Consider the following 18,474-nt stretch of genomic DNA (forward strand, 5'->3'; position numbering starts at 1 on the left):
GGTCAGGAACGCAGGTCCGCGGGCGTGGTGCCGGTCGACGCCAGCGGCAAGCCGAGTGCCACCCGCTCGGTCAGCCACGGGCTCGGCCGGTAGCGCGGATCCCCGGTGGACGCCGCCAGGCCGCGCAGGATCCGCAGCACGATGTCGCCGCCCACCAGGTCTCCCCAGGCCAGCGGGCCGCGCGGGTAGCCGAGCCCCAGCCGGACCGCCGTGTCGATGTCCTCCGGGGACGCCAGGTTCTGGCCCGCGATGAAGCACGCCGTGTTGACGATGGACGCCAGGAGGCGCTGGGCGATCGGGGCCGGGCCGTCGCGGACCACCGTCACCGGGTGGCCCGTCGCCGCCAGCGCGCCCCAGGCCGCGCGGCCCGCCGCCGGGTCGAGGCCCGGGTGGACCGACATCGTCAGGCGCCGCTCGTAGCCGCCCATGGGATCGACGCCGGCGACGCGGTCCAGCGGCAGGCCCGCGCGCGTGCCCGCGTCCACTGTGGACTCGCCGTAGAGCGGGACGAGCAGGACCGAGTCCGGGTACGCGTCCGGCACCACCTGCACGCCGGCCGCCGACAGCACGCGGCCGAGGTGCTCGTCCGCCGCGAACACCGGGCTCGACGGCTTCGGCGGTGCCGCCGGCTCCTCGGGGACCTGCTGCTTCCCCTCGGCGTAGGAGTAGAAGCCTTCGCCGTTCTTGCGCCCGAACAACCCGGCGGCGACGCGCGGCCGCGTCAGCCACGACGGCCGCAGCCGCGGTTCGCCGTGGAAGCCGCTCCAGATGCTCTCCAGCACCGCGTGGGACACGTCGAGGCCGGTCAGGTCGAGCAGCTCGAACGGCCCGAGCTTCAGGCCGAGCACGTCCCGCGCGACGCGGTCGACGTCGGCCGGCTCGCCCAGCGCCTCGGCGAGGATCTGCAGCGCCTCGGTGTTCAGGCCGCGCCCGGCGTGGTTGACCAGGAAGCCCGGCGCGTCCTTCGCCAGCACCGGCTCGTGGCCCCAGCTCTTGACCAGCTCGAGCGCCTCGCCGGGCAGCCAGTCGTGCGTGCGCGTGCCCGGGACCACCTCGACCAGGCGCATCAGCGGCACCGGGTTGAAGAAGTGCAGGCCGATCAGCCTGCCGGGGTCGGCCAGCTCCGCGGCGATCTCGGTGACCGACAGCGAGCTGGTGTTCGTCGCGAAGATCGTCTCCTGTGGACAGACGCGCTCGAGGCCGGCGAACAGGGCCCGCTTCGTCGCGATGTCCTCGCGCACGGCCTCGACGACGAGGTCGACGCCGTCCGCGGGCGCGTCCGGGGCGTCCACCGCGACCAGCCGGTCCTTGACCGCCTGCGGGTCGTCGAGCTTGCCCTTCGCGGCCAGCTTGCCGACCATCGCGCCGACGTGGTCGATCGCCTCGGTGACGGCTTCGCGCCGGACGTCGGCGAGTTCGACGGTCACCCCCGCGGTCGCGGCGAGCTGGACGATCCCGCGGCCCATCACCCCGGTCCCGATCACCCGGATCCTGCCGACCTTTCCGGCCCACCCCGTCACGTCGTGCCCGCCTTCCCGCCGATGCCGTTGGCCGACGGTACCGTCTCGGCCGTGACGGGGAAGCGGCTGACGCGGGCGGAAAGCCGCGAACGGACGAAGGACCGGCTGCTCGCGGCGGCCGCGGAGCTGTTCGCCGAGCGTGGGGTCAACGGCACATCGGTCGAGCAGATCGCCGAGCGCGCCGGGTACACGCGCGGGGCGTTCTACGGCAACTTCGAGGACAAACACGAGCTGGTCGTGGCGCTGCTGGCCCAGCGCCGCTCGCGGGAGGCGGTGGAGGTGGCCGCGCTCGAGGGTGACGTCATGGCGCAGCTGAAGGAGTGGCACGCGGCGCGCGCCGAGCACCTGCCCGAGTGGTTCGCGCTGCGCACCGAGCTGACGCTGTACGCGTTGCGCAACCCGGAGGCCCGGCCGTCGGCGGGTGCGAACGAGCGGGCCGCGCGCGAGCTGATCGAGGTGAGTGTGCGTGCGACGTTCGCCGCCCGCGGTGTCACGCCGCCGGCCGACCCGGCGTTCCTCGCGCTGATCATCCACGCGCTGGAGGACGGCCTGCTCCGGCAGCGCTACCTGAGCCCGGAAGGCACGAGCGACACGGTGATCGCCGACGCCGTCGAGCTGCTGCTGCGGACCTGGCTGCGCTAGAGACCTGGCTGCGCTAGAGACCGACGAACTCCGCCATCCGCTTCGCCGAGTGGGTGAAGAACTCGTCGGCCGGGTCGACGCTGCCGACGTACTGGCCGAACAGGTCGAAGTTGATCGCGCCGAACAGCTGGGTCCACGCCATGAGCAGCCGGGCCACGGTCTCGGGGCCGGCGACGATCCCGAGGACCTTCGTGAGCGTCTCGGCCTGGGCACGCAGCTGGGGTGGGACGTCGCCGTCGATTTCTCGCAGCTCGGTGTGCGTGAGCACCTTGACCAGGGCCAGCGCGACGCGGGCCGCGGGCGCGACCGTGTCCTGCGGGGCCTGGTAGCCGGGGATCGGCGAGCCGTAGATCAGCGCGTACTCGTGCGGGTGCGCGCGGGCCCACTCGCGGGTTGCCTGCCAGATCGCGAGCCACCGGTCGCGGGGGGCGCCTTTGCCCGGGTCCGCCTGCTCGGCCGCCTCGCCGATCGCGTTGTAGGCGTCGACGATCAGGTCGGTCAGCAGCCGGTCGCGGCTGGGGAAGTACCGGTAGAGCGCGGACGACACCATGCCCAGCTCCCGCGCCACCGCGCGCAGCGAAAGCCCGTGCGCGCCGACTTCGGCGAGCTGGCGGCGGGCCTCGTCCTTGATCTCCTGGGTGAGTTCGGCGCGGGCACGTTCGCGCGCGGTCCGGGTCGCGGTCATGGGGATCAGTGTGCCATGACGAGAGCGGCGCACAAAATAGAGAGCAGTGCTCTTGACAGCGTGCAGCGCTCTGGTGTTCACTGCTCTTAACCGAGAGCACTGCTCTCCCAGAACTTCGGAGGACACCATGACCGCCGCCCGCTACATCGAGCCGAAGAAGGCCACCAACGTTTTCAACGAGGCCGTCGCGAAGCTGACCCGGATGGGCTTCAGCGTGTGGGGCAGCCGGGTGCTGACCGTCGTCGGGCGCAAGAGCGGCGAGCCGCGGTCGGTGCCGGTGAACCTGCTGACCGTCGACGGCGTGCGCTACCTCGTCGCCCCGCGCGGCGAGACGCAGTGGGTGCGCAACCTGCGGGCCGCCGACCAGGGCACGCTGCGCGTCGGGCGTCGCGTCGAGGAGTTCACCTTCCGCGAGCTGGGCGACGACGAGAAGCCCGGCATCCTGCGCCCCTACCTCAAGCGCTGGAAGTTCGAGGTCGGCGTGTTCTTCGACGGCGTCGACGCGAAGGCCTCGGACGAGAAGCTGCGCGAGATCGCGCCCGGCTACCCGGTCTTCGAGATCTTCACGAAGTAGGTTTGCGCCGCTTGGTCACGTTCGCCGCGACCAGCACCACGCCCACCAGGAACGCGACCAGCCCGATCAGGAACCACAGCTTCTGCCCGGTCATGAAACTGCCGGTGATCACGCCGATGCCCTGCAGCACCCAGACGGCGCCGACCAGCACGAGCACGATCCCGACCGCGAAGGTGATCCAGCGCTTCATCGGGTCAGTCTAAGGCGGGTCGCTCGTCCGGGACGAGTTTGTGCTTGTAGGCGTAGACGACGGCGTGCACGCGGTCGGGCAGCCCGAGCTTCGACAGCACCCGCGACACGTGCGTCTTGACCGTCTCCTCGCCGACGTGCAGCTGCCGCGCGATCTCGGCGTTGCTGCCGGCGTTGGCGATCAGCAGCAGGACCTCCCGTTCGCGGGAGGTGAGCCGAGCCAGCTCGGGTGGTTCGGCAGCCGCGGGTTCGAGCACCGACGTGAACTTCGCGACCAGCCGCCGGGTCACCGACGGGTCGATCAGCGCGTCGCCGCGCGCGGCCACCCGCATCGCCGCGACCAGCTCCTCCGGCGCCAGGCTCTTCAGCAGGAACCCGCTCGCCCCGGCACGCAGCGCGCGGTAGACGTACTCGTCGGCGTCGTAGGTCGTGAGCACGAGGACGCGGGTGTCGTTGCCCGGCGCGGCGAGGATCGCCTCGGTGGCGGCGAGGCCGTCGAGGCGGGGCATCCGGACGTCGAGGACCGCGACGTCCGGGCGCAGGCGGGCGGTTTCGGCGACCGCTTCACGGCCGTCGGACGCCTCGCCGACGCAGGTGAAGTCGGGCTGGGTGTCGAGCAGCGCGCGCATCCCGGAGCGGAACATCGCGTGGTCGTCGGCCAGCAGGACGCGGATCATGTGCTCTCCACCGGGAAGGTCGTGCGCAGCTGCCAGTGCTCGCCGGTTTCGCCGTAGGAGACCTGGCCGCCGAACAGGGTGACGCGCTGGCGGATGCCGGCCAGGCCGCGGTGCGCGTGCTCCTTTTGCGTGGTGCGGTCGGGGCGCAGGCCGTTCGTCACGGTGAGCACGACTTCGGTGCGGCCGTGGGTCAGCTCCACTTCGACCGGGCCGGTGCCGTGGCGCAGCGCGTTGGTCAGGGCCTCCTGGGCGATGCGGTACAGGGCGACGTCGAGCGAGCCGGGGAGCTCGCGGGGTTCGCCGCGCAGGGTCAGCCGGGTCGGCAGGCCGGCCGCGCGGACGGTCTCGACGAGCTCGTCGAGGTTATCCAGGCCGGGCTGTTCGGCGTTGGTTTCGGCGTGCAGGAGGTCGAGCAGGCGGCGCAGGTCGGCCATCGCCGAGCGGCTGGCGGACTCGACCGCGCCGAGCGACTTGCGCACCGGCGAGTCGCCGTCGGGCAGGCCGAGCCGGGCCGCGCCGGCGTGCACGCCGATGGCGCTGACGTGGTGGGAGATGACGTCGTGGAGGTCGCGCGCGATGGTCGTGCGCTCTTCGGTGACGGCCCTTCGCACGGCCTCTTCTTCGTGCTGGCGGCGTTCGTCCGCCTCGCGCTCGAGATCGGCGATGTAGGCGCGCCGGGCGGTCGTGTACCGGCCGACCAGCCACGGCAGCAGCCCGCTGACACTGACGCTGATGGCGATCAGCCGCCAGTCGGACGCTGTGCGCCCGCCGCCTTCGATGCACCCGGCGACGACGCCGGCGAGCAGGGCGAGGAGCGCGAGGACGGCGGGTTTCGGCCGCAGCCAGGCGCCGGCCCGGTAGCCGGCGATCAGGATGCCGGCGTTGTTCCCGACGACGTACCCCTGGCAGGTGCAGAGGAGCAGCGGCGCGCCGGCGAAGAGGAGGGCGTGCGCCAGGGCGACCCAGCCGGAGTACCGCGCGGGGCCGGCGAGGGCGGCGTTGACGGCGATCCCGCCGAGGAGGACGGCCCAGGCGCGCCAGCCGGTTTCGCCGAACTGGGCCTGGGCGCGGAGGCCGAAGAGGGCGGCGTCGCAGACGACGCAGACCAGCGCGACCAGCAGCGACTGGCGCCGCAGGGATCCGCTGATGTCGTGCACACCCGCAACTGTGCCCTAGTCGAAGGGTGCGGTGGGCGGGAACGCCCCGATGCGGCGGGAGGGGGACGCAGCACCGGGATGCTCCCTGTCGGGAGGGTCAGTGGCCGGGCGGTCCGGAGGTCATGACCCGCTCACGGCACCTGCCGGCGGTTGTCTTGAATGAGTCATTCAGGGCGTGCGAGGTCCTGAATGACTCATTCAAGACGTTTGGCCGGGCGCTCCGGCCGTCAGGTGGTCGGGCGGGCCGAGTAGTCGCCGCCTCGGCGCTGGCCCGGCTGGCGCTGCCCCTGTCCCTGCAGTGCCTGGCCCAGCGACGTCGCCGTCGCCGTCTGGCCGTCGACCTTCGCCACCACCGTCACGTTCGTGTCGCCCTGTTTCACGTCGCCCGTCTTCTGGGTCGATCCGTCGAGCGTGTACGTCTGCTTGTAGCCGTCCTTGCTCGTCAGCGTCACCGACGTCGCGCTCAGCTCCGTCACGTCGCCCGTCTGGAGACGCTCCGTCGTGTAGCCGCCGCTGCCGTTCGACACCACGAAGTCTCCGTGGAGCGCCTCGCGCAGCGCTGCCATTCCGCCGCCGAAACCGCCGCCCGGCATGCCCTGGCCCTGGCCTCCCCTGGGGAACTGGCCGCCGCCCGGGCCGCCGAAGCCGCCCGGGCCCTGCTGGGCGGAATTGTCCGCGCTGCTGGTGCCCGCCCAGATCGCCGCGCCGCCGCCGGCCGCGATGACCACCGCGATGCCGGCCGCGATCGCCGTCTTCTTGCCGGACCAGCCCTTCTTCGGTGCGGCCGCGCCCGGGTCACCCCAGTTGGCCGGGGCCGGGGTGCTCGCGGCGGGTGCCGGGCCGCCCTCGGGCGGCGTGTTCGGCGTCGGCTCGGTCGTCATCGTGTCCTCCGGTGGTACCCACACTGGTCCAGGCCAGACTCGCCGCCGAGGCTGTGTTTGAGCTGTGCGGGGCGTCAGCACGCGCTGTGGCTCCCTTACCCGAACGAAGGACTCTCACAGGAAACGCACAGCGCGGGCACAGTGAGCACCGAAGCGCCGCCGAGAAGATGGCACTATGACCGCTATGAACGCCACGTCACCCGGCCCCGGCAAGGCCGACCTGCGCCGCGCCGACGGGAGCCCGGTGCGGGTCCTCGTCGTCGACGACGAGGCGACGCTGGCCGAGCTCGTGTCGATGGCCCTGCGCATGGAGGGCTGGGAGGTGCGCAGCGCGGGTGACGGCACGGAAGCCGTCCGGATCGCGCGCGACTTCCGCCCCGACGCCGTCGTCCTCGACGTCATGCTCCCCGACTTCAGCGGCCTCGAAGTCCTGCGGAGAATGCGTTCCGAGGCACCACACCTGCCCGTGCTCTTCCTGACGGCGAAGGACGCGGTCGAGGACCGCATCGCCGGGCTCACCGCGGGCGGCGACGACTACGTCACCAAGCCCTTCAGCCTCGAAGAGGTCGCGCTGCGCCTGCGCGCGCTGCTGCGCCGGGCCGGCGGGGTGACCGGCGCGAGCGGGTCGCAGCTGGTCGTCGGCGACCTCACCCTCGACGAAGACAGCCGCGAGGTGCACCGCGGCGGCGACCTCGTGCCGCTGACCGCGACCGAGTTCGAGCTGCTGCGCTACCTCATGCGCAACCCGAAGCGGGTGCTGTCGAAGGCCCAGATCCTGGATCGCGTCTGGAGCTACGACTTCGGCGGTCAGGCCAACATCGTCGAGCTCTACATCTCCTACCTGCGCAAGAAGATCGACGCCGACCGCGAGCCGATGATCCACACCATGCGGGGCGCCGGGTATGTCCTCAAGCCAGCGGGCTGAGCGGCGGCGGTTCCGGGCGCAGCGGCCGTGGTCGTTGCGGCGGCGGCTGATCGTCCAGCTCGCCGCGCTGCTCGCGCTGGTGTGCCTGGTCGTCGGCGTGGTCACGGAGTTCGCGCTGAGCGAGTTCCTCGTCGGCCAGCAGGACAAGCGCCTCGCCGCGGCGACCGATCGCGCCGCGCACGGAGCGGACCGGCCGCCGCCGTGGACCTACGACGGCGAGGCCCCGCCGCCGGACCCGCTGCGCGCGCTGGGCCAGGGCGAGGGCACGCTCGCCGTCGTCCAGATCGGCTCGCGCGCCACCGGGTCGGTGATCGACTCCACCGTCACCAGTTCGCTGCCGAAGCGGCGAGCGCCGTTCCGGAACATCGAGAAGGGCCAGACGCTGGCCCTGCTCGCCCTGCCGTCCGACGGGAAGCCGTACAGCATCGACCTCGGCGGCAAGCTCGGGGACTACCGCGTCGTCTCGACGACGTCGCCCGGCGGCGAGAAGACCGTCATCGGCCTGCCGCTGACGGACGTCAACGAGACGCTCTGGCGGCTGGGGTTCATCCTCGGCGGGGTCGCGCTCGCCGGGATCCTGGTGGCCGGCGCGGTCGGCGCGGCGACGATCCGGCGCACGATGAAACCGCTCGACCGGCTGGCCGCGACCGCGACGCGCGTCTCCGAGCTGCCGCTCGACCGCGGTGAAGTCGCGCTGTCGGAACGGGTTCCGGACGCCGACACCGACCCGGGCACCGAGGTCGGAAAGGTCGGCTCGGCGCTGAACCGGATGCTCCAGCACGTCGCGAACGCGTTGAGCGCGCGGCACGCGAGCGAGAACCGCGTCCGCCAGTTCGTCGCGGACGCGAGCCACGAGCTGCGCACGCCGCTGGCGGCGATCCGGGGCTACGCGGAGCTGACCCGGCGCAGTGGCGAGCAGGTGCCGCCGGACGTCGCGTTCGCGATGAGCCGCGTCGAGTCCGAGTCGCGCCGGATGACGACGCTGGTGGAGGACCTGCTGCTGCTCGCGCGCCTCGACTCCGGCCGCCAGGTGGTGCACGAGTGGGTGGACCTGTGCCGGCTGGTGGCCGACGCGGTCGCGGACGCGCACGTCGCGGGCCCGGGTCACAAGTGGCTGATGGACGTCCCCGGCGAGCCGATCGGCGTCCTCGGCGACGCGGGCCAGCTGCACCAGGTGGTGATCAACGTGCTGGCCAACGCGCGCACGCACACCCCGGCGGGCACGACGGTGACCACCTCGCTGTCCACTTCGGACGGAAAACTCCGCCTCCGCGTGGCCGACGACGGCCCGGGCATCCCGCCGGACATCCTCCCGGACATCTTCGAGCGCTTCGCCCGCGGCGACAACTCGCGCTCGCGGGCGGCCGGGAGCACCGGGCTCGGGCTGGCGATCGTGGCCGCGGTGGTCGCGGCGCACGGCGGCCGGGTCGGGGTGCAGAGCCGGCCGGGGCGCACGGAGTTCGAGATCACGTTCCCGGAGGCGCCGGCCCCGGAGTGACGACGGTCGCACCCGATCGGGGCTGATGCACAGCCGGTGCACAGGTTCGGCACAAGTTCACCACATGCGGCGCCGACACCGTGAGCTTCATGACGACCACGCTGTCGGCGCCCGAACACGCCCAGCCCGCTCCCGAAGCCGCCCGGAAACCGCGGTGGGTCAAGCCTTCCGTCGCCGCGCTGCTGGCCGGCACCGGGCTGCTCTACCTGTGGGACCTGGCGAAAACGGGCTGGGCCAACGACTTCTACGCGATGGCCGCCCAGGCCGGCACGTGGAGCTGGAAGGCGCTGTTCTTCGGTTCGCTCGACCCCGGCAACGTCGTCACCGTCGACAAGCCGCCGTTCTCGCTGTGGGTCATGGGGCTGTCCGGCCGGCTCTTCGGCTTCTCGAGCTGGAGCCTGCTCGTGCCGAACGCGCTCGCCGGCGTCGCCTCGGTGGGCCTGCTCTACCTCGCCGTGCGACGACTGTCCGGCCCGGGCGCGGGCCTGCTCGCCGGGGCCGGGCTCGCGCTGACGCCGGTCGCCGCGCTCATGTTCCGCTACGACAACCCCGACGCCTTCCTCGTGCTGCTGCTCGTCGCCGGCGCGTACTGCGTCGTGCGTGCGCTGGAGCACGCGAGCACGAAGTGGCTGCTGCTCGCCGGGGTCGCGGTCGGGTTCGGCTTCCTCGACAAGATGCTGCAGGCATTCCTCGTCTTGCCGGCGTTCGTGCTGGCGTACGCGGTCGCGGCGCCGACGTCGCTCGGGCGCCGGATCGGCCAGTTGTTCGCCGCGGCCGGTGCGGTGCTCGTCTCCGCGGGCTGGTGGATCGCGGTCGTCGCGCTCTGGCCGGTGGCGGACCGGCCGTACATCAGCGGCTCGACCGACAACACCGTGCTGGAACTGGCTTTCGGCTACAACGGCCTCGGCCGGATCTTCGGCGAGGGCCGGGGCGGGGGCGGCGGGACGTTCACGCCACCGTCCGGAGCCGGCGGCCGCGGCTTCGGGGGCGGCTTCGGCGGCGAAACCGGCCTGACGCGGCTGTTCAGCGGCGAGTTCGGCGGTGAAGCCTCGTGGCTGCTGCCCGCCGCGGTGATCGGCCTGGTCGCGGGGCTGTGGTTCACCCGCCGCGCGCCCCGCACCGACCGGACCCGCGCGGCACTGCTGCTCTGGGGCGGCTGGCTGGTTGTCACGACGCTCGTGTTCAGCTACATGAGCGGCATCATCCACCCGTACTACACGGTCGCGCTGGCCCCGGGAATCGCGGCCACGCTGGGGATTTCCGCGCGTGAGCTGTGGCACGGCCGGGCGAACTTCGCGGCCCGCGCGGTGCTGGCCGTGCTGCTCGCGGTCACCGCGGTCTGGGGCTTCGTGCTGCTCGCGCGCACGCCGGACTGGCAGCCGTGGATCCGCTACGCGCTGCTCGTGCTCGGCGCGGCCGGGGTGCTGGCGCTGCTCTTCGGCGCCGACCGGCTCCGGCGCTTCGGCCCGGCGGTGGCGGTCGTCGGCCTCTGCGGCGCGTTGCTCGGGACGGCGTCCTTCACCCTGGCCACGGCGGCGACCGCGCACTCCGGCGGCACGCCGTCGTCGGGTCCGGCCGCCGCGAGCGGACGCGGGTTCGGCGCCCGGGGCGGGTTCGGCGAAGGCCAGACCGACACCGCGGTGATCGACCTGCTGAAGAACACGACGACGAAGTGGGCCGCGGCGCAGAGCGGCGCGATGCAGTCGGCCGGGCTGGCGCTGTCGAGCGGACGGCCGGTGCTCGCGATCGGCGGCTTCAGCGGCAGCGACCCGGCGCCGACGCTCGCGCGGTTCCAGCAGTACGTCGCGGCCGGCGACATCCACTACTTCGTCGCCGGCGGGCGGGGCGGCTTCGGCGGCGGCCGCGGTACCTCGGGCGAAATCCAGACGTGGGTCGAGCAGAACTTCGCGCCGGTGACCGTCGGCGGCACGACGGTTTACGACCTCACGAAATCTGTCGGCTGATCGAAATTCGGCCGATTGTTTCCGGCGTGTTAACAGTCGAGGAATCATTCCCGGATTCGAGGCCGGTGCGATAACGGCGGAGGCGCACACCTGTTCGAATGCGGTCCCGATGAGTGACGCATTCCGAACGATTGTTCGGTTCCGGTGAATAGCGCTCAGTGATGATCACGCTGCGGGGTAACGACGAGGGACTACAGCCCGTGCAGCTGCACGGGCCCGCGGCCAGGATCTTGGCCGGGCGGCCGACAGAAAGCCGGTCGGCGGTGACCGTCGAAAACGTCGATGACGCTGGTTGGCCCAGGCGTGGATCACTCGTTCGGAGGCATCCTCGGGGCATTGTGGTGATCTTGTGCCTCTCGCTAGGCTCTCCGCCGGGTGAGGGACAAGGGGTAGCTGATCCGGTGCGTCGAGGGACCGGATCTCACTGGGTGTGGGTGAAACCTTGTCCGCGTTCTCTCATCCGTGACCCGATCAGGTGCGCCTGGAAGAGAGCAGCGATGACTGTGCGCTTTCGGCGCCGCAACACTCCACTTCCCCCGCCTTTTGGAGTTTCGCTGTGACTTCCCGCCCCCGTCGGCTGACGGTGCTCCTGACCTTGCTGACCCTCGCCGCGGTCACCGCCCTTTCGGGCTGCAGTGACAGTTCCGCGAGCGGCAGCGGCGACAAGATCACCCTCGGGTTCAGCGCCTGGCCGGGCTGGTTCCCCTGGCAGGTGGCGCAGGAGCAGGGCCTGTTCGCGAAGAACGGCGTGAACGTCGACCTGAAGTACTTCGACAACTACACCGACAGCATCAACGCGCTCTCCAGCGGGGCCATCGACGCGAACAGCCAGACCCTCAACGACACGCTCTCCTCGGCGTCCGGCGGCGCGAAGCTGTCGATCGTGCTGGTGAACGACAACTCGACCGGCAACGACAAGATCATCGCGCGGGACGGGATCAACGCCGTCGCCGACCTCAAGGGCAAGAAGGTCGCGGTCGAGCAGGGGACGGTCGACCACTACCTGCTGCTGCTCGCGCTGCAGGAAGCGAAGCTGACCGAAAAGGACATCGAGCTGGTCAACCTGCCGACCGACGCCGCGGCGGCCGCGTTCGTCGGCGGCCAGGTCGACGCGGTGGGCGCGTTCGCGCCGTTCACCTCGAAAGCCCTCGAGCGCCCGGGCAGCCGCGCGATCTCGACGTCGGCGGAGTTCCCGGGCGCCATCCCGGACCACCTCGTCACGTCGCAGAAGCTGATCAAGGACCACCCGAAGGACGTCCAGGCGCTGGTCAACACCTGGTTCGAGACGCTCACCTGGATCAAGAACAACAAGGACGCGGCCGTCGGGATCATGGCCAAGCGCGGCGGTGTCTCCGACGCGGACTACAAGTCCTACGACGCCGGCACCACGATCTTCACGCGCCAGCAGAACCTCGACGCGTTCACGCCCGGCGTCACCGCGCAGCACCTCGACTTCCAGGCGAACAAGATCGTCGACTTCATCGTGAACACCGGGCTCGCCCAGCAGCGGCCTTCGCTGGACGGGCTGTTCGACGACCAGTTCGTGAAGGCCACCCCGCAGTGACCGGTCCGACCCAGCGCACGGCGGCCTCCGCCTCCCCGGCCGACGAACTCGCGGCCGGGGAGCTGGAGGCCGAGCAGCTGCTCGCCGAACGGCAGGAGTCCGGCCGCCCGGCCTGGGCTCCGCTGCCGCGCCGGACCACGCCGAAGGCCGCGTCGGCTCTGTTTTCCCTGCGCACGCCGATTTCCGCGTCGGCGCGCTGGACGCTGGCGGTGCTGTCGTTCGCCATCCCGTTCCTCGCCTGGATCGTGCTGAGCGTCAGCGGGGTCGTCGACTCGACGTTCCTGCCGTCCCCGGCCGCGGTGGTCAAGGCCGGCATCGACATGGCGAGCACCGGTGAGCTCTTCGACGACCTCTGGGCGACGACCCAGCGGGTGCTCGAAGGCTTCGGCCTCGCCGTGCTGGTGTCGGTGCCGCTCGGGATCCTGATGGGCAGCTTCACCGCTGGGCAGGCGTTCTTCGAGCCGCTGATCGGGCTGCTGCGCTACCTGCCGGCGAGCGCGTTCATCCCGCTGCTGATCATCTGGCTCGGCCTCGGCGAGCCGTCGAAGATCGCCATCCTCTTCATCGGGACGGTCTTCTTCAACACGCTGATGACCGCCGACGTCGTCCGCGGCGTGCCGGGCGAGCTCCTCGACGTCTCCTACACCCTCGGCGCGCGCCGGGGCGAGGTGCTGCGCAAGATCGTCGTGCCGCACTCGCTGCCGGGCATGATCGACGCGATCCGCGTCAATGCCGCCGCGGCGTGGAACTTCGTGGTCGTCGCCGAGCTGATCAACTCCTCGGCGGGCCTCGGCTACCGGATCGTCCGGGCGCAGCGGTTCCTCCAGACGGACAAGATCTTCGCCGTGCTCGTGGTCATCGGGATCGCCGGGCTGGTCATCGACGTCCTGTTGCGCCTGCTGCGCACGCGCGTCGGGAAGTGGGCGGCATGACGCTGGAACTGCGGAACGTCGCGAAGGACTACCACGTCCGCGGCCGGGTGACGCGCGCGCTCGACGGCGTCGACCTCGAAGTGCTGCGCGGCGAGTTCGTCTGCGTCGTCGGCGCGAGCGGCTCGGGCAAGTCGACGCTGCTGTCGCTGGTGGCCGGGCTCAGCAGCCCGACCGAAGGCGAGATCCTGCTCGACGGCGTCCCGGTGACCGGCCCCGGCCCGGACCGCGGGCTCGTCTTCCAGGCCGGCGCGCTGTACCCGTGGCGGACCGTCGAGAAGAACGTCGCGTTCGGACTCGAGCTGCTGCCGGTCGACGCGGCCGAGCGCGCCAAGCGCGTGGACTGGTACCTCGCCGAGACCGGGCTCCACGGCGTGCGCAAGTCGCTGCCGAAACAGCTTTCGGGCGGCCAGAAGCAGCGCGTCGCGATCGCGCGGGCGCTCGCGTGCGAACCGGATGTCCTGCTGCTGGACGAACCCTTCGGCGCCTTGGACGTCCAGACCAAAGAGGACATGCAGGTGCTCATCCGCCAGGTGTGGGCCGACACCGGCACCACGGTGCTGATGGTCACCCACGACGTCGAGGAAGCGGTGTTCCTGGGCGGCCGGGTGGTGGTGCTCGCCTCCGACCCCGGCCGGATCGCCGCCGACGTCGAGGTGACGCTGCCCGCCGAGCGGGACCTGGCGGTGAAGCGCGAGCCGCGGTTCCTCGCGCTGCGCGCCCGGATCGAGGACCTCGTCCGGGAGCAGCACCGCGGCCACGTCGGCCGAGTGGCCGCGGACGGGTGAGAACGGAAGACGGGAAGGTGTGGGCATGAGGCACGGCGGGGCGACCGCGGACCGGGCCGGCGGCGGGGGATTCCTCGCCCGGCTCGGCATTCGCGGCAAGCTGAACCTGCTGCTCCTGCCCCCGCTGGTCGCGGTGGTCCTGGTGTCGGTGCCGTTCGTGCTGACCCAGGCGAACAGCGCCGTGGCGGCGACGCAGTCGGCGACGGTGGCGCGGCACACCCAGCAGCTCGGCGGGCTGGTCTGGCAGCTGCAGCGCGAGCGGCTGCTCACCGGCGCGTACGTCGCGACGCCGTCGATGCCGGCCGGCCAGATGCTGCAGCAGCAGAAGACGGTGAACGCGGCGGTCGAGAACGTGCGGTCGTCGCTGGGTGCCGACGCGCCGGACGAGCTTTCCGCGGCGCTGACCCGGATCGGCTCGCTGACCGAGGTGCGGCAGAACGCCGAGCGGCGCGGGGTCGCGCTCGACAGCGTCGCCCGCACCTACCACGCCGTGATCGGGGCGGTGATCGACTCGCTGCGGCTGGTCCCGCAGCTCACCAGTGACGCCGAGGGCACGCGGGAGCTGACCGCGCTCGAGGCGCTGCTGCGCGCGAACGAGGAGAACTCGTTGCGCGGCATGGCGTTGATCGTGACGGCGGTGTCGCCCGAAGCCGGCCGGTCCATCCTGGACGACGCGACGCAGCAGGCGCCGATCTTCACCGACCGGTTCGTCCAGCAGGCCGACGACGAGACCGACCGCGACCAGTCCGCCATGGTCGTCAACGTCGAGCAGAGCGACGCGGGCCGCCGGATCAACGAGCTCGCCTCCCAGATCGGCAACCCGCGGGACGCCGCCGCGACGTCCCAGTACGTCACCGACGTCCTCACCGCGTCGGAAAGCCAGGCGGGACAACGGAAGCTGGTCCAGGAGCGGGTCACCGGCGAGATCGCCGACGCGGCGACCGACCGTGCCGACGCCGGCACGCGGCTGGCGTGGCTGGTCGGCGTCGGCGCGGGCCTGCTGTTCCTCCTGGTCGCCTTCCTCGCGGTCGCGGTGTCCCGCTCGATCGCCCGTCCGCTGCAGCGGCTGACCACCGCGGCGACGTCGGTCGCCGACCTCGCCGGCACCGAGCTCGTCCGCGTGACCGACACCGAAGAGGCCGAGGAGCAGGTCCCGCGGCTGGCCACCATCGACGTCGTCTCGAGCGACGAGCTGGGCAAGCTGGCCGCCGCGTTCAACCGGGTCCAGACCACCGCGGCCGAGCTGGTCGAACGGCAGGCGCTCACCCGGCGCAACACCAGCCTGATGTTCGCGAACGTCGCCAAGCGCACGCAGAACCTCGTCGGCCGCCAGCTCGCGCTGATCGACGAGGTCGAGCGCAACGAGCAGGACACCCGGCTGCTGGCCAGCCTCTACCGGCTCGACCACCTCTCCACCCGCCTGCGCCGCAACGCCGACAACCTGCTCGTGGTGTCCGGCACCCGCGACGAGACACGCATCGCCGGCCCGATCGAGCTGTCCACGGCGCTGCGGTCCGCGCTCGCCGAGATCGAGGACTACCAGCGCGTCAAGCTCGGTGTCGTCGCGGAAATCCTGCTGTCCTCGGCACTGGGCGCCGACCTGGTGCTCGTGTTCGCCGAGCTGCTGGAGAACGCGACGTCGTTCTCGCCGCCGGGATCCATGGTCGAGGTGGACACGATGTTCCTCGCCGACGGCTCCTGCCTGGTGAACATCGTCGACCACGGCATCGGCATGACCGCGCAGAAGTTCGCCGAGGAGAACCAGCGGCTCGTCGAGCGCGAACGGCTCGAGCTGGCGCCGACCAGCGTGCTCGGCCTGTTCGTGGTCGGCCGCCTGGCGCGGCGCCACGACCTGGGCGTCGAACTGCTCGCGACGCCGACGACCGGCGGCGTGACCGCGCGGCTGACGATCCCGTCGGCGCTGTTCAGCCATCGCGCGGGAGTGCGCGTGAGGCCGGCGCCGGTGATCCCGGCGCAGGCCGTGCCCGAGGCGCGCCCCGCGGAAGCGGTCGCGGTGGCCGCCACGGTGTCCACTTCGGACGATTCGAGACCGGCTCAGCTGCCCTCGCCGGCGATCCCGGCGCTCCTGGGCTCCCGCAACGGCTTCCGCTGGTTCAACGAGCTGGAACCGGTGTGGCCGGACGCCGAGCCGGACGTCGCGGCCGAGCGGGCTCCCGAAAGCCGGAGCGGGCTCAAGCGGCGCGTCCGCGGCGCCCAGCTGCCGAGCCCGGGCACCACCGCGCCGGTGTCGCCGGAGCCGCGGCACGACCCGGAAGCGACCAAGGCCGCGATGGACGGGTTCCAGGACGCCTTCGCCCGGGCGGCCGAGGTCTCCGCGGGCGACGGCGCGTCGCTGCCGGTCCGCGTGCCCGGGGACTCGGCGATGGCCGCCGAGGCTCCGGTGTCCGCGCCCCGGACCGTCGTCATGGAACCCGTGTCGCCCCCGGCGGGTGTCCCCGCCGCCCCGCCGTCCCGGGACGGCCTGGTCCGCCGGGTCCCCGGGGCTCAGCTCGCCCCCGGCCTGCGTCAGCAGGTCGCCGCGGGCAGGCCGGCCGCACGGGCCGCCGTGGACCGCGGCAAGCGGGACCCGGCGGCCGAGCGGGCCGCGTTCGACTCGTTCGCCGCCGGCCTCGCCAAGGCGGACGAGATTACGGCAGACAGCCCGCCGCGAGGCGTGGTCGCCGGTCGTGTGATGGAACGAGAAGAAGAGAGCAGGAAATGAGCATCCCCGCAGCAGGCGTCAGCGTCGAAGCCCAGAACTTCAACTGGCTGGTGAGCCGCTTCGCGCAACACACCGCGGGCGCGATCGCCGCCATCGCGGTCTCGGCCGACGGCTTGCTGATCGCGGTGTCCTCGGAGCTCGAGCGCTCCAACGCCGACCGCCTGGCCGCGATCTCGTCCGCCATGCTCGGCCTCGCCCACGGCGTCTCCGAAAGCCACCCGCTCGGCTCGCCCGACAAGGTGATCATCGAGCTGCAGCACGGGTACCTGCTGGTCTGCACCATCAGCATCGGCTGCTCGCTGGGCGTCCTGGCCAACAAGCAGGCCAGCCTGGGCACGATCGCCTACGAGATGGCCATGTTCGCCAACCGCGCCACCGAAGTCCTGACGCCGGGCCTGATCGAGGAGCTCAAGAACACCGTAGGTTCGTGATGACCGAAGAACCTTCGGAACCTTCGCTCCTGCGGCCGTACCTGATGACCTCGGGGCGGGCCCAGCCGGTCGACCAGAGCCTCGAGATCGAGGCGCAGGTCATGACGTCCCGGCTCGGGGCGGCGTCGCACCCGAAGCTCACGTTCGAACGGCAGGAGATCGTCTCGCTCTGCCGGAGCACGGTGTCGGTCGCCGAGGTGGCCGCCATGCTCGGCCTGCACATCGGCGTCGCCAGGGTGCTGGTGGCCGACCTCGCCGAGCAGGGCTACGTCGTCGTCCGGCGGCCGGCGAACCACAACTCGCACGACCTCGGCATGATCGAAAGGGTCATTCGTGGACTCGAAGCCATTCACTGAACCGGCGGCCCGCCCGCCGGCCCCGGTCAAGATCGTCATCGCGGGCGGCTTCGGCGTGGGCAAGACGACGGCGGTGTCGTCCATCTCGGAGATCAAGCCGCTGACGACCGAGGCGGCGATCACGTCGGTGGCGGCCAACGTCGACCGCACCGGCCACGTCCCGTCGAAGACCACGACAACGGTGGCCCTGGACTTCGGCTGCATCACGATCGACGACGAGGTGAAGCTGTACCTGTTCGGCACACCCGGCCAGGACCGCTTCGGCTTCATGTGGCAGGACCTGGTCCACGGCGCCCTGGGCGCGCTGGTGATCGTGGACACCCGCCGCATGGACGACTGCTACCCGGCGGTCGACTACTTCGAGAACGCGGGCCTGCCGTTCGTGGTGGCGGTGAACATGTTCGACGGCGCACTGGGGCACAACCTGGAGGACATCCGGTGGGCGCTGGCGGTGAGCGAGGACGTCCCCCTGATCACGTTCGACGCGCGGCAGAGGCTTTCGGTGCGGGATGCCCTGCTGGCGGTCCTGCACAACACGTTCAAGAAGGCTCGCGCCCAGGCGGGCGCGGGGGCCTGAGCGGAGCCCGCTACACTTGACCTCGGACCCCGCGCGGCGTCCACCCTGTGAACCTCCCCAGGGCCGGAAGGCAGCAAGGATAAGCAGGCTCTGACGGGTGCGCGGGGTCCCCTTCTTTTCGGCTCCGGCTCTCGGGGCTTCGCCCCTTCGCCGGGCCTTCACTTCGTCCTTTCGCCCGGGGGCCGAGCCCCCGGAACCCCACGGTGCCTTCCTCGCGAGCTGGGTGCTCTGCCGCGGCCCTCTCCTGCCGTGGCTGGTCGTGAGTGTGGAACAGGGTTAGAACGCTGTTTGTAACTAGTCAGGTCCCCGGTCGTGTGGTGGTTGTCGTGGTGCGATGATCATCGTGTGACCGGGGATGGGCGTCCGTCGTATGACGAGCTTGCTGCTCTGGTGGT

At 71.7% G+C, this 18,474-nt stretch carries 18 protein-coding genes and 1 other RNA gene; 13 read left to right on the forward strand and 6 right to left on the reverse strand.

From position 1 onward, the window contains the following. Nucleotides 1-2: 2 nt before the first annotated feature. Nucleotides 3-1,520: a 3-hydroxyacyl-CoA dehydrogenase gene (locus tag QQ657_RS39185; RefSeq protein WP_284747402.1), complete on the reverse strand. Its 1,518-nt coding sequence runs from the start codon at nucleotides 1,518-1,520 to the stop codon at nucleotides 3-5. Between the two features lie 51 nt (nucleotides 1,521-1,571). Here QQ657_RS39185 and QQ657_RS39190 point away from each other — a divergent pair, with 51 nt between their 5' ends. Next, nucleotides 1,572-2,162 (forward strand): TetR/AcrR family transcriptional regulator, encoded by a 591-nt coding sequence (locus tag QQ657_RS39190; protein WP_284747403.1) that lies wholly within the window; start codon nucleotides 1,572-1,574, stop codon nucleotides 2,160-2,162. Between the two features lie 13 nt (nucleotides 2,163-2,175). On the opposite strand, the gene QQ657_RS39195 is transcribed toward QQ657_RS39190, so the two are convergent. Then, nucleotides 2,176-2,847 (reverse strand): TetR/AcrR family transcriptional regulator, encoded by a 672-nt coding sequence (locus QQ657_RS39195; RefSeq protein WP_284747404.1) that lies wholly within the window; start codon nucleotides 2,845-2,847, stop codon nucleotides 2,176-2,178. Nucleotides 2,848-2,974: 127 nt separating this feature from the next. On the opposite strand from QQ657_RS39195, the gene QQ657_RS39200 reads away from it, so the two are divergent. Next, nucleotides 2,975-3,421, forward strand: coding sequence for a nitroreductase family deazaflavin-dependent oxidoreductase (locus tag QQ657_RS39200; RefSeq protein ID WP_284747405.1), 447 nt, complete (start codon nucleotides 2,975-2,977; stop codon nucleotides 3,419-3,421). Here the strand turns inward: QQ657_RS39200 and QQ657_RS39205 are convergent. The 4 genes from QQ657_RS39205 to QQ657_RS39220 all read right to left on the reverse strand — a co-directional run bounded on the left by QQ657_RS39205 (nucleotide 3,411) and on the right by QQ657_RS39220 (nucleotide 6,325). Next, nucleotides 3,411-3,611, reverse strand: coding sequence for a hypothetical protein (locus tag QQ657_RS39205; RefSeq protein WP_284747406.1), 201 nt, complete (start codon nucleotides 3,609-3,611; stop codon nucleotides 3,411-3,413). The genes QQ657_RS39200 and QQ657_RS39205 overlap by 11 nt on opposite strands. Before the next feature lie 4 nt (nucleotides 3,612-3,615). Next, nucleotides 3,616-4,287 carry a response regulator gene (locus QQ657_RS39210; RefSeq protein ID WP_284747407.1) on the reverse strand — a complete coding sequence of 224 codons (672 nt, stop codon included), beginning with the start codon at nucleotides 4,285-4,287 and terminating at the stop codon, nucleotides 3,616-3,618. Beyond that, a complete protein-coding gene (locus QQ657_RS39215) occupies nucleotides 4,284-5,444 on the reverse strand; it encodes a sensor histidine kinase (RefSeq protein WP_284747408.1) in 1,161 nt (386 codons plus the stop codon). The genes QQ657_RS39210 and QQ657_RS39215 overlap by 4 nt, the downstream gene beginning before the upstream one ends. Before the next feature lie 227 nt (nucleotides 5,445-5,671). After that, nucleotides 5,672-6,325, reverse strand: coding sequence for a hypothetical protein (locus QQ657_RS39220; protein WP_284747409.1), 654 nt, complete (start codon nucleotides 6,323-6,325; stop codon nucleotides 5,672-5,674). A gap of 175 nt (nucleotides 6,326-6,500) precedes the next feature. Here QQ657_RS39220 and QQ657_RS39225 point away from each other — a divergent pair, with 175 nt between their 5' ends. The 11 genes from QQ657_RS39225 to ffs all read left to right on the forward strand — a co-directional run bounded on the left by QQ657_RS39225 (nucleotide 6,501) and on the right by ffs (nucleotide 18,195). Beyond that, nucleotides 6,501-7,250 carry a response regulator transcription factor gene (locus QQ657_RS39225; protein ID WP_276585749.1) on the forward strand — a complete coding sequence of 250 codons (750 nt, stop codon included), beginning with the start codon at nucleotides 6,501-6,503 and terminating at the stop codon, nucleotides 7,248-7,250. Beyond that, the gene (locus QQ657_RS39230; RefSeq protein WP_284747410.1) at nucleotides 7,228-8,748 is read left to right on the forward strand and encodes a sensor histidine kinase; all 1,521 of its coding nucleotides are present in this window, start codon (nucleotides 7,228-7,230) and stop codon (nucleotides 8,746-8,748) included. Before QQ657_RS39225 ends, QQ657_RS39230 begins: the two co-directional genes overlap by 23 nt. An 89-nt stretch (nucleotides 8,749-8,837) precedes the next feature. After that, a complete protein-coding gene (locus QQ657_RS39235) occupies nucleotides 8,838-10,712 on the forward strand; it encodes a glycosyltransferase family 39 protein (protein ID WP_284747411.1) in 1,875 nt (624 codons plus the stop codon). A gap of 556 nt (nucleotides 10,713-11,268) precedes the next feature. Continuing rightward, nucleotides 11,269-12,276, forward strand: a complete 1,008-nt coding sequence (locus tag QQ657_RS39240; protein ID WP_284747412.1) for an ABC transporter substrate-binding protein — start codon at nucleotides 11,269-11,271, stop codon at nucleotides 12,274-12,276. Beyond that, nucleotides 12,273-13,208 carry an ABC transporter permease gene (locus QQ657_RS39245; protein WP_284747413.1) on the forward strand — a complete coding sequence of 312 codons (936 nt, stop codon included), beginning with the start codon at nucleotides 12,273-12,275 and terminating at the stop codon, nucleotides 13,206-13,208. Before QQ657_RS39240 ends, QQ657_RS39245 begins: the two co-directional genes overlap by 4 nt. After that, nucleotides 13,205-13,993 (forward strand): ABC transporter ATP-binding protein, encoded by a 789-nt coding sequence (locus QQ657_RS39250; RefSeq protein ID WP_284747414.1) that lies wholly within the window; start codon nucleotides 13,205-13,207, stop codon nucleotides 13,991-13,993. The genes QQ657_RS39245 and QQ657_RS39250 overlap by 4 nt, the downstream gene beginning before the upstream one ends. Nucleotides 13,994-14,018: 25 nt before the next feature. After that, a complete protein-coding gene (locus QQ657_RS39255; RefSeq protein ID WP_284747415.1) occupies nucleotides 14,019-16,715 on the forward strand; it encodes a sensor histidine kinase in 2,697 nt (898 codons plus the stop codon). Then, nucleotides 16,712-17,146, forward strand: coding sequence for a roadblock/LC7 domain-containing protein (locus QQ657_RS39260; RefSeq protein WP_284747416.1), 435 nt, complete (start codon nucleotides 16,712-16,714; stop codon nucleotides 17,144-17,146). The genes QQ657_RS39255 and QQ657_RS39260 overlap by 4 nt, the downstream gene beginning before the upstream one ends. Beyond that, nucleotides 17,146-17,502: a DUF742 domain-containing protein gene (locus QQ657_RS39265; RefSeq protein WP_284747422.1), complete on the forward strand. Its 357-nt coding sequence runs from the start codon at nucleotides 17,146-17,148 to the stop codon at nucleotides 17,500-17,502. The genes QQ657_RS39260 and QQ657_RS39265 overlap by 1 nt, the downstream gene beginning before the upstream one ends. Continuing rightward, nucleotides 17,480-18,079, forward strand: coding sequence for a GTP-binding protein (locus QQ657_RS39270; RefSeq protein WP_284747417.1), 600 nt, complete (start codon nucleotides 17,480-17,482; stop codon nucleotides 18,077-18,079). Before QQ657_RS39265 ends, QQ657_RS39270 begins: the two co-directional genes overlap by 23 nt. 21 nt (nucleotides 18,080-18,100) lie before the next feature. Continuing rightward, an RNA gene (ffs, locus tag QQ657_RS39275) (signal recognition particle sRNA small type) lies at nucleotides 18,101-18,195 on the forward strand. Nucleotides 18,196-18,474: the final 279 nt, after the last annotated feature.

Origin of the sequence: Amycolatopsis ponsaeliensis (genome assembly GCF_030182635.1) — a bacterium.
Classification (GTDB): domain Bacteria; phylum Actinomycetota; class Actinomycetes; order Mycobacteriales; family Pseudonocardiaceae; genus Amycolatopsis; species Amycolatopsis ponsaeliensis.

Excerpts from the sequence above, each read along its gene's own strand:
- QQ657_RS39195 (WP_284747404.1), bottom strand. The coding sequence starts at position 2,847 with ATGACCGCGACCCGGACCGCGCGCGAACGTGCCCGCGCCGAACTCACC.
- QQ657_RS39200 (WP_284747405.1), top strand. The coding sequence starts at position 2,975 with ATGACCGCCGCCCGCTACATCGAGCCGAAGAAGGCCACCAACGTTTTC.
- QQ657_RS39205 (WP_284747406.1), bottom strand. The coding sequence starts at position 3,611 with ATGAAGCGCTGGATCACCTTCGCGGTCGGGATCGTGCTCGTGCTGGTC.
- QQ657_RS39210 (WP_284747407.1), bottom strand. The coding sequence starts at position 4,287 with ATGATCCGCGTCCTGCTGGCCGACGACCACGCGATGTTCCGCTCCGGG.
- QQ657_RS39220 (WP_284747409.1), bottom strand. The coding sequence starts at position 6,325 with ATGACGACCGAGCCGACGCCGAACACGCCGCCCGAGGGCGGCCCGGCA.
- QQ657_RS39225 (WP_276585749.1), top strand. The coding sequence starts at position 6,501 with ATGACCGCTATGAACGCCACGTCACCCGGCCCCGGCAAGGCCGACCTG.
- QQ657_RS39230 (WP_284747410.1), top strand. The coding sequence starts at position 7,228 with ATGTCCTCAAGCCAGCGGGCTGAGCGGCGGCGGTTCCGGGCGCAGCGG.
- QQ657_RS39235 (WP_284747411.1), top strand. The coding sequence starts at position 8,838 with ATGACGACCACGCTGTCGGCGCCCGAACACGCCCAGCCCGCTCCCGAA.
- QQ657_RS39250 (WP_284747414.1), top strand. The coding sequence starts at position 13,205 with ATGACGCTGGAACTGCGGAACGTCGCGAAGGACTACCACGTCCGCGGC.
- QQ657_RS39255 (WP_284747415.1), top strand. The coding sequence starts at position 14,019 with ATGAGGCACGGCGGGGCGACCGCGGACCGGGCCGGCGGCGGGGGATTC.
- QQ657_RS39260 (WP_284747416.1), top strand. The coding sequence starts at position 16,712 with ATGAGCATCCCCGCAGCAGGCGTCAGCGTCGAAGCCCAGAACTTCAAC.
- QQ657_RS39265 (WP_284747422.1), top strand. The coding sequence starts at position 17,146 with ATGACCGAAGAACCTTCGGAACCTTCGCTCCTGCGGCCGTACCTGATG.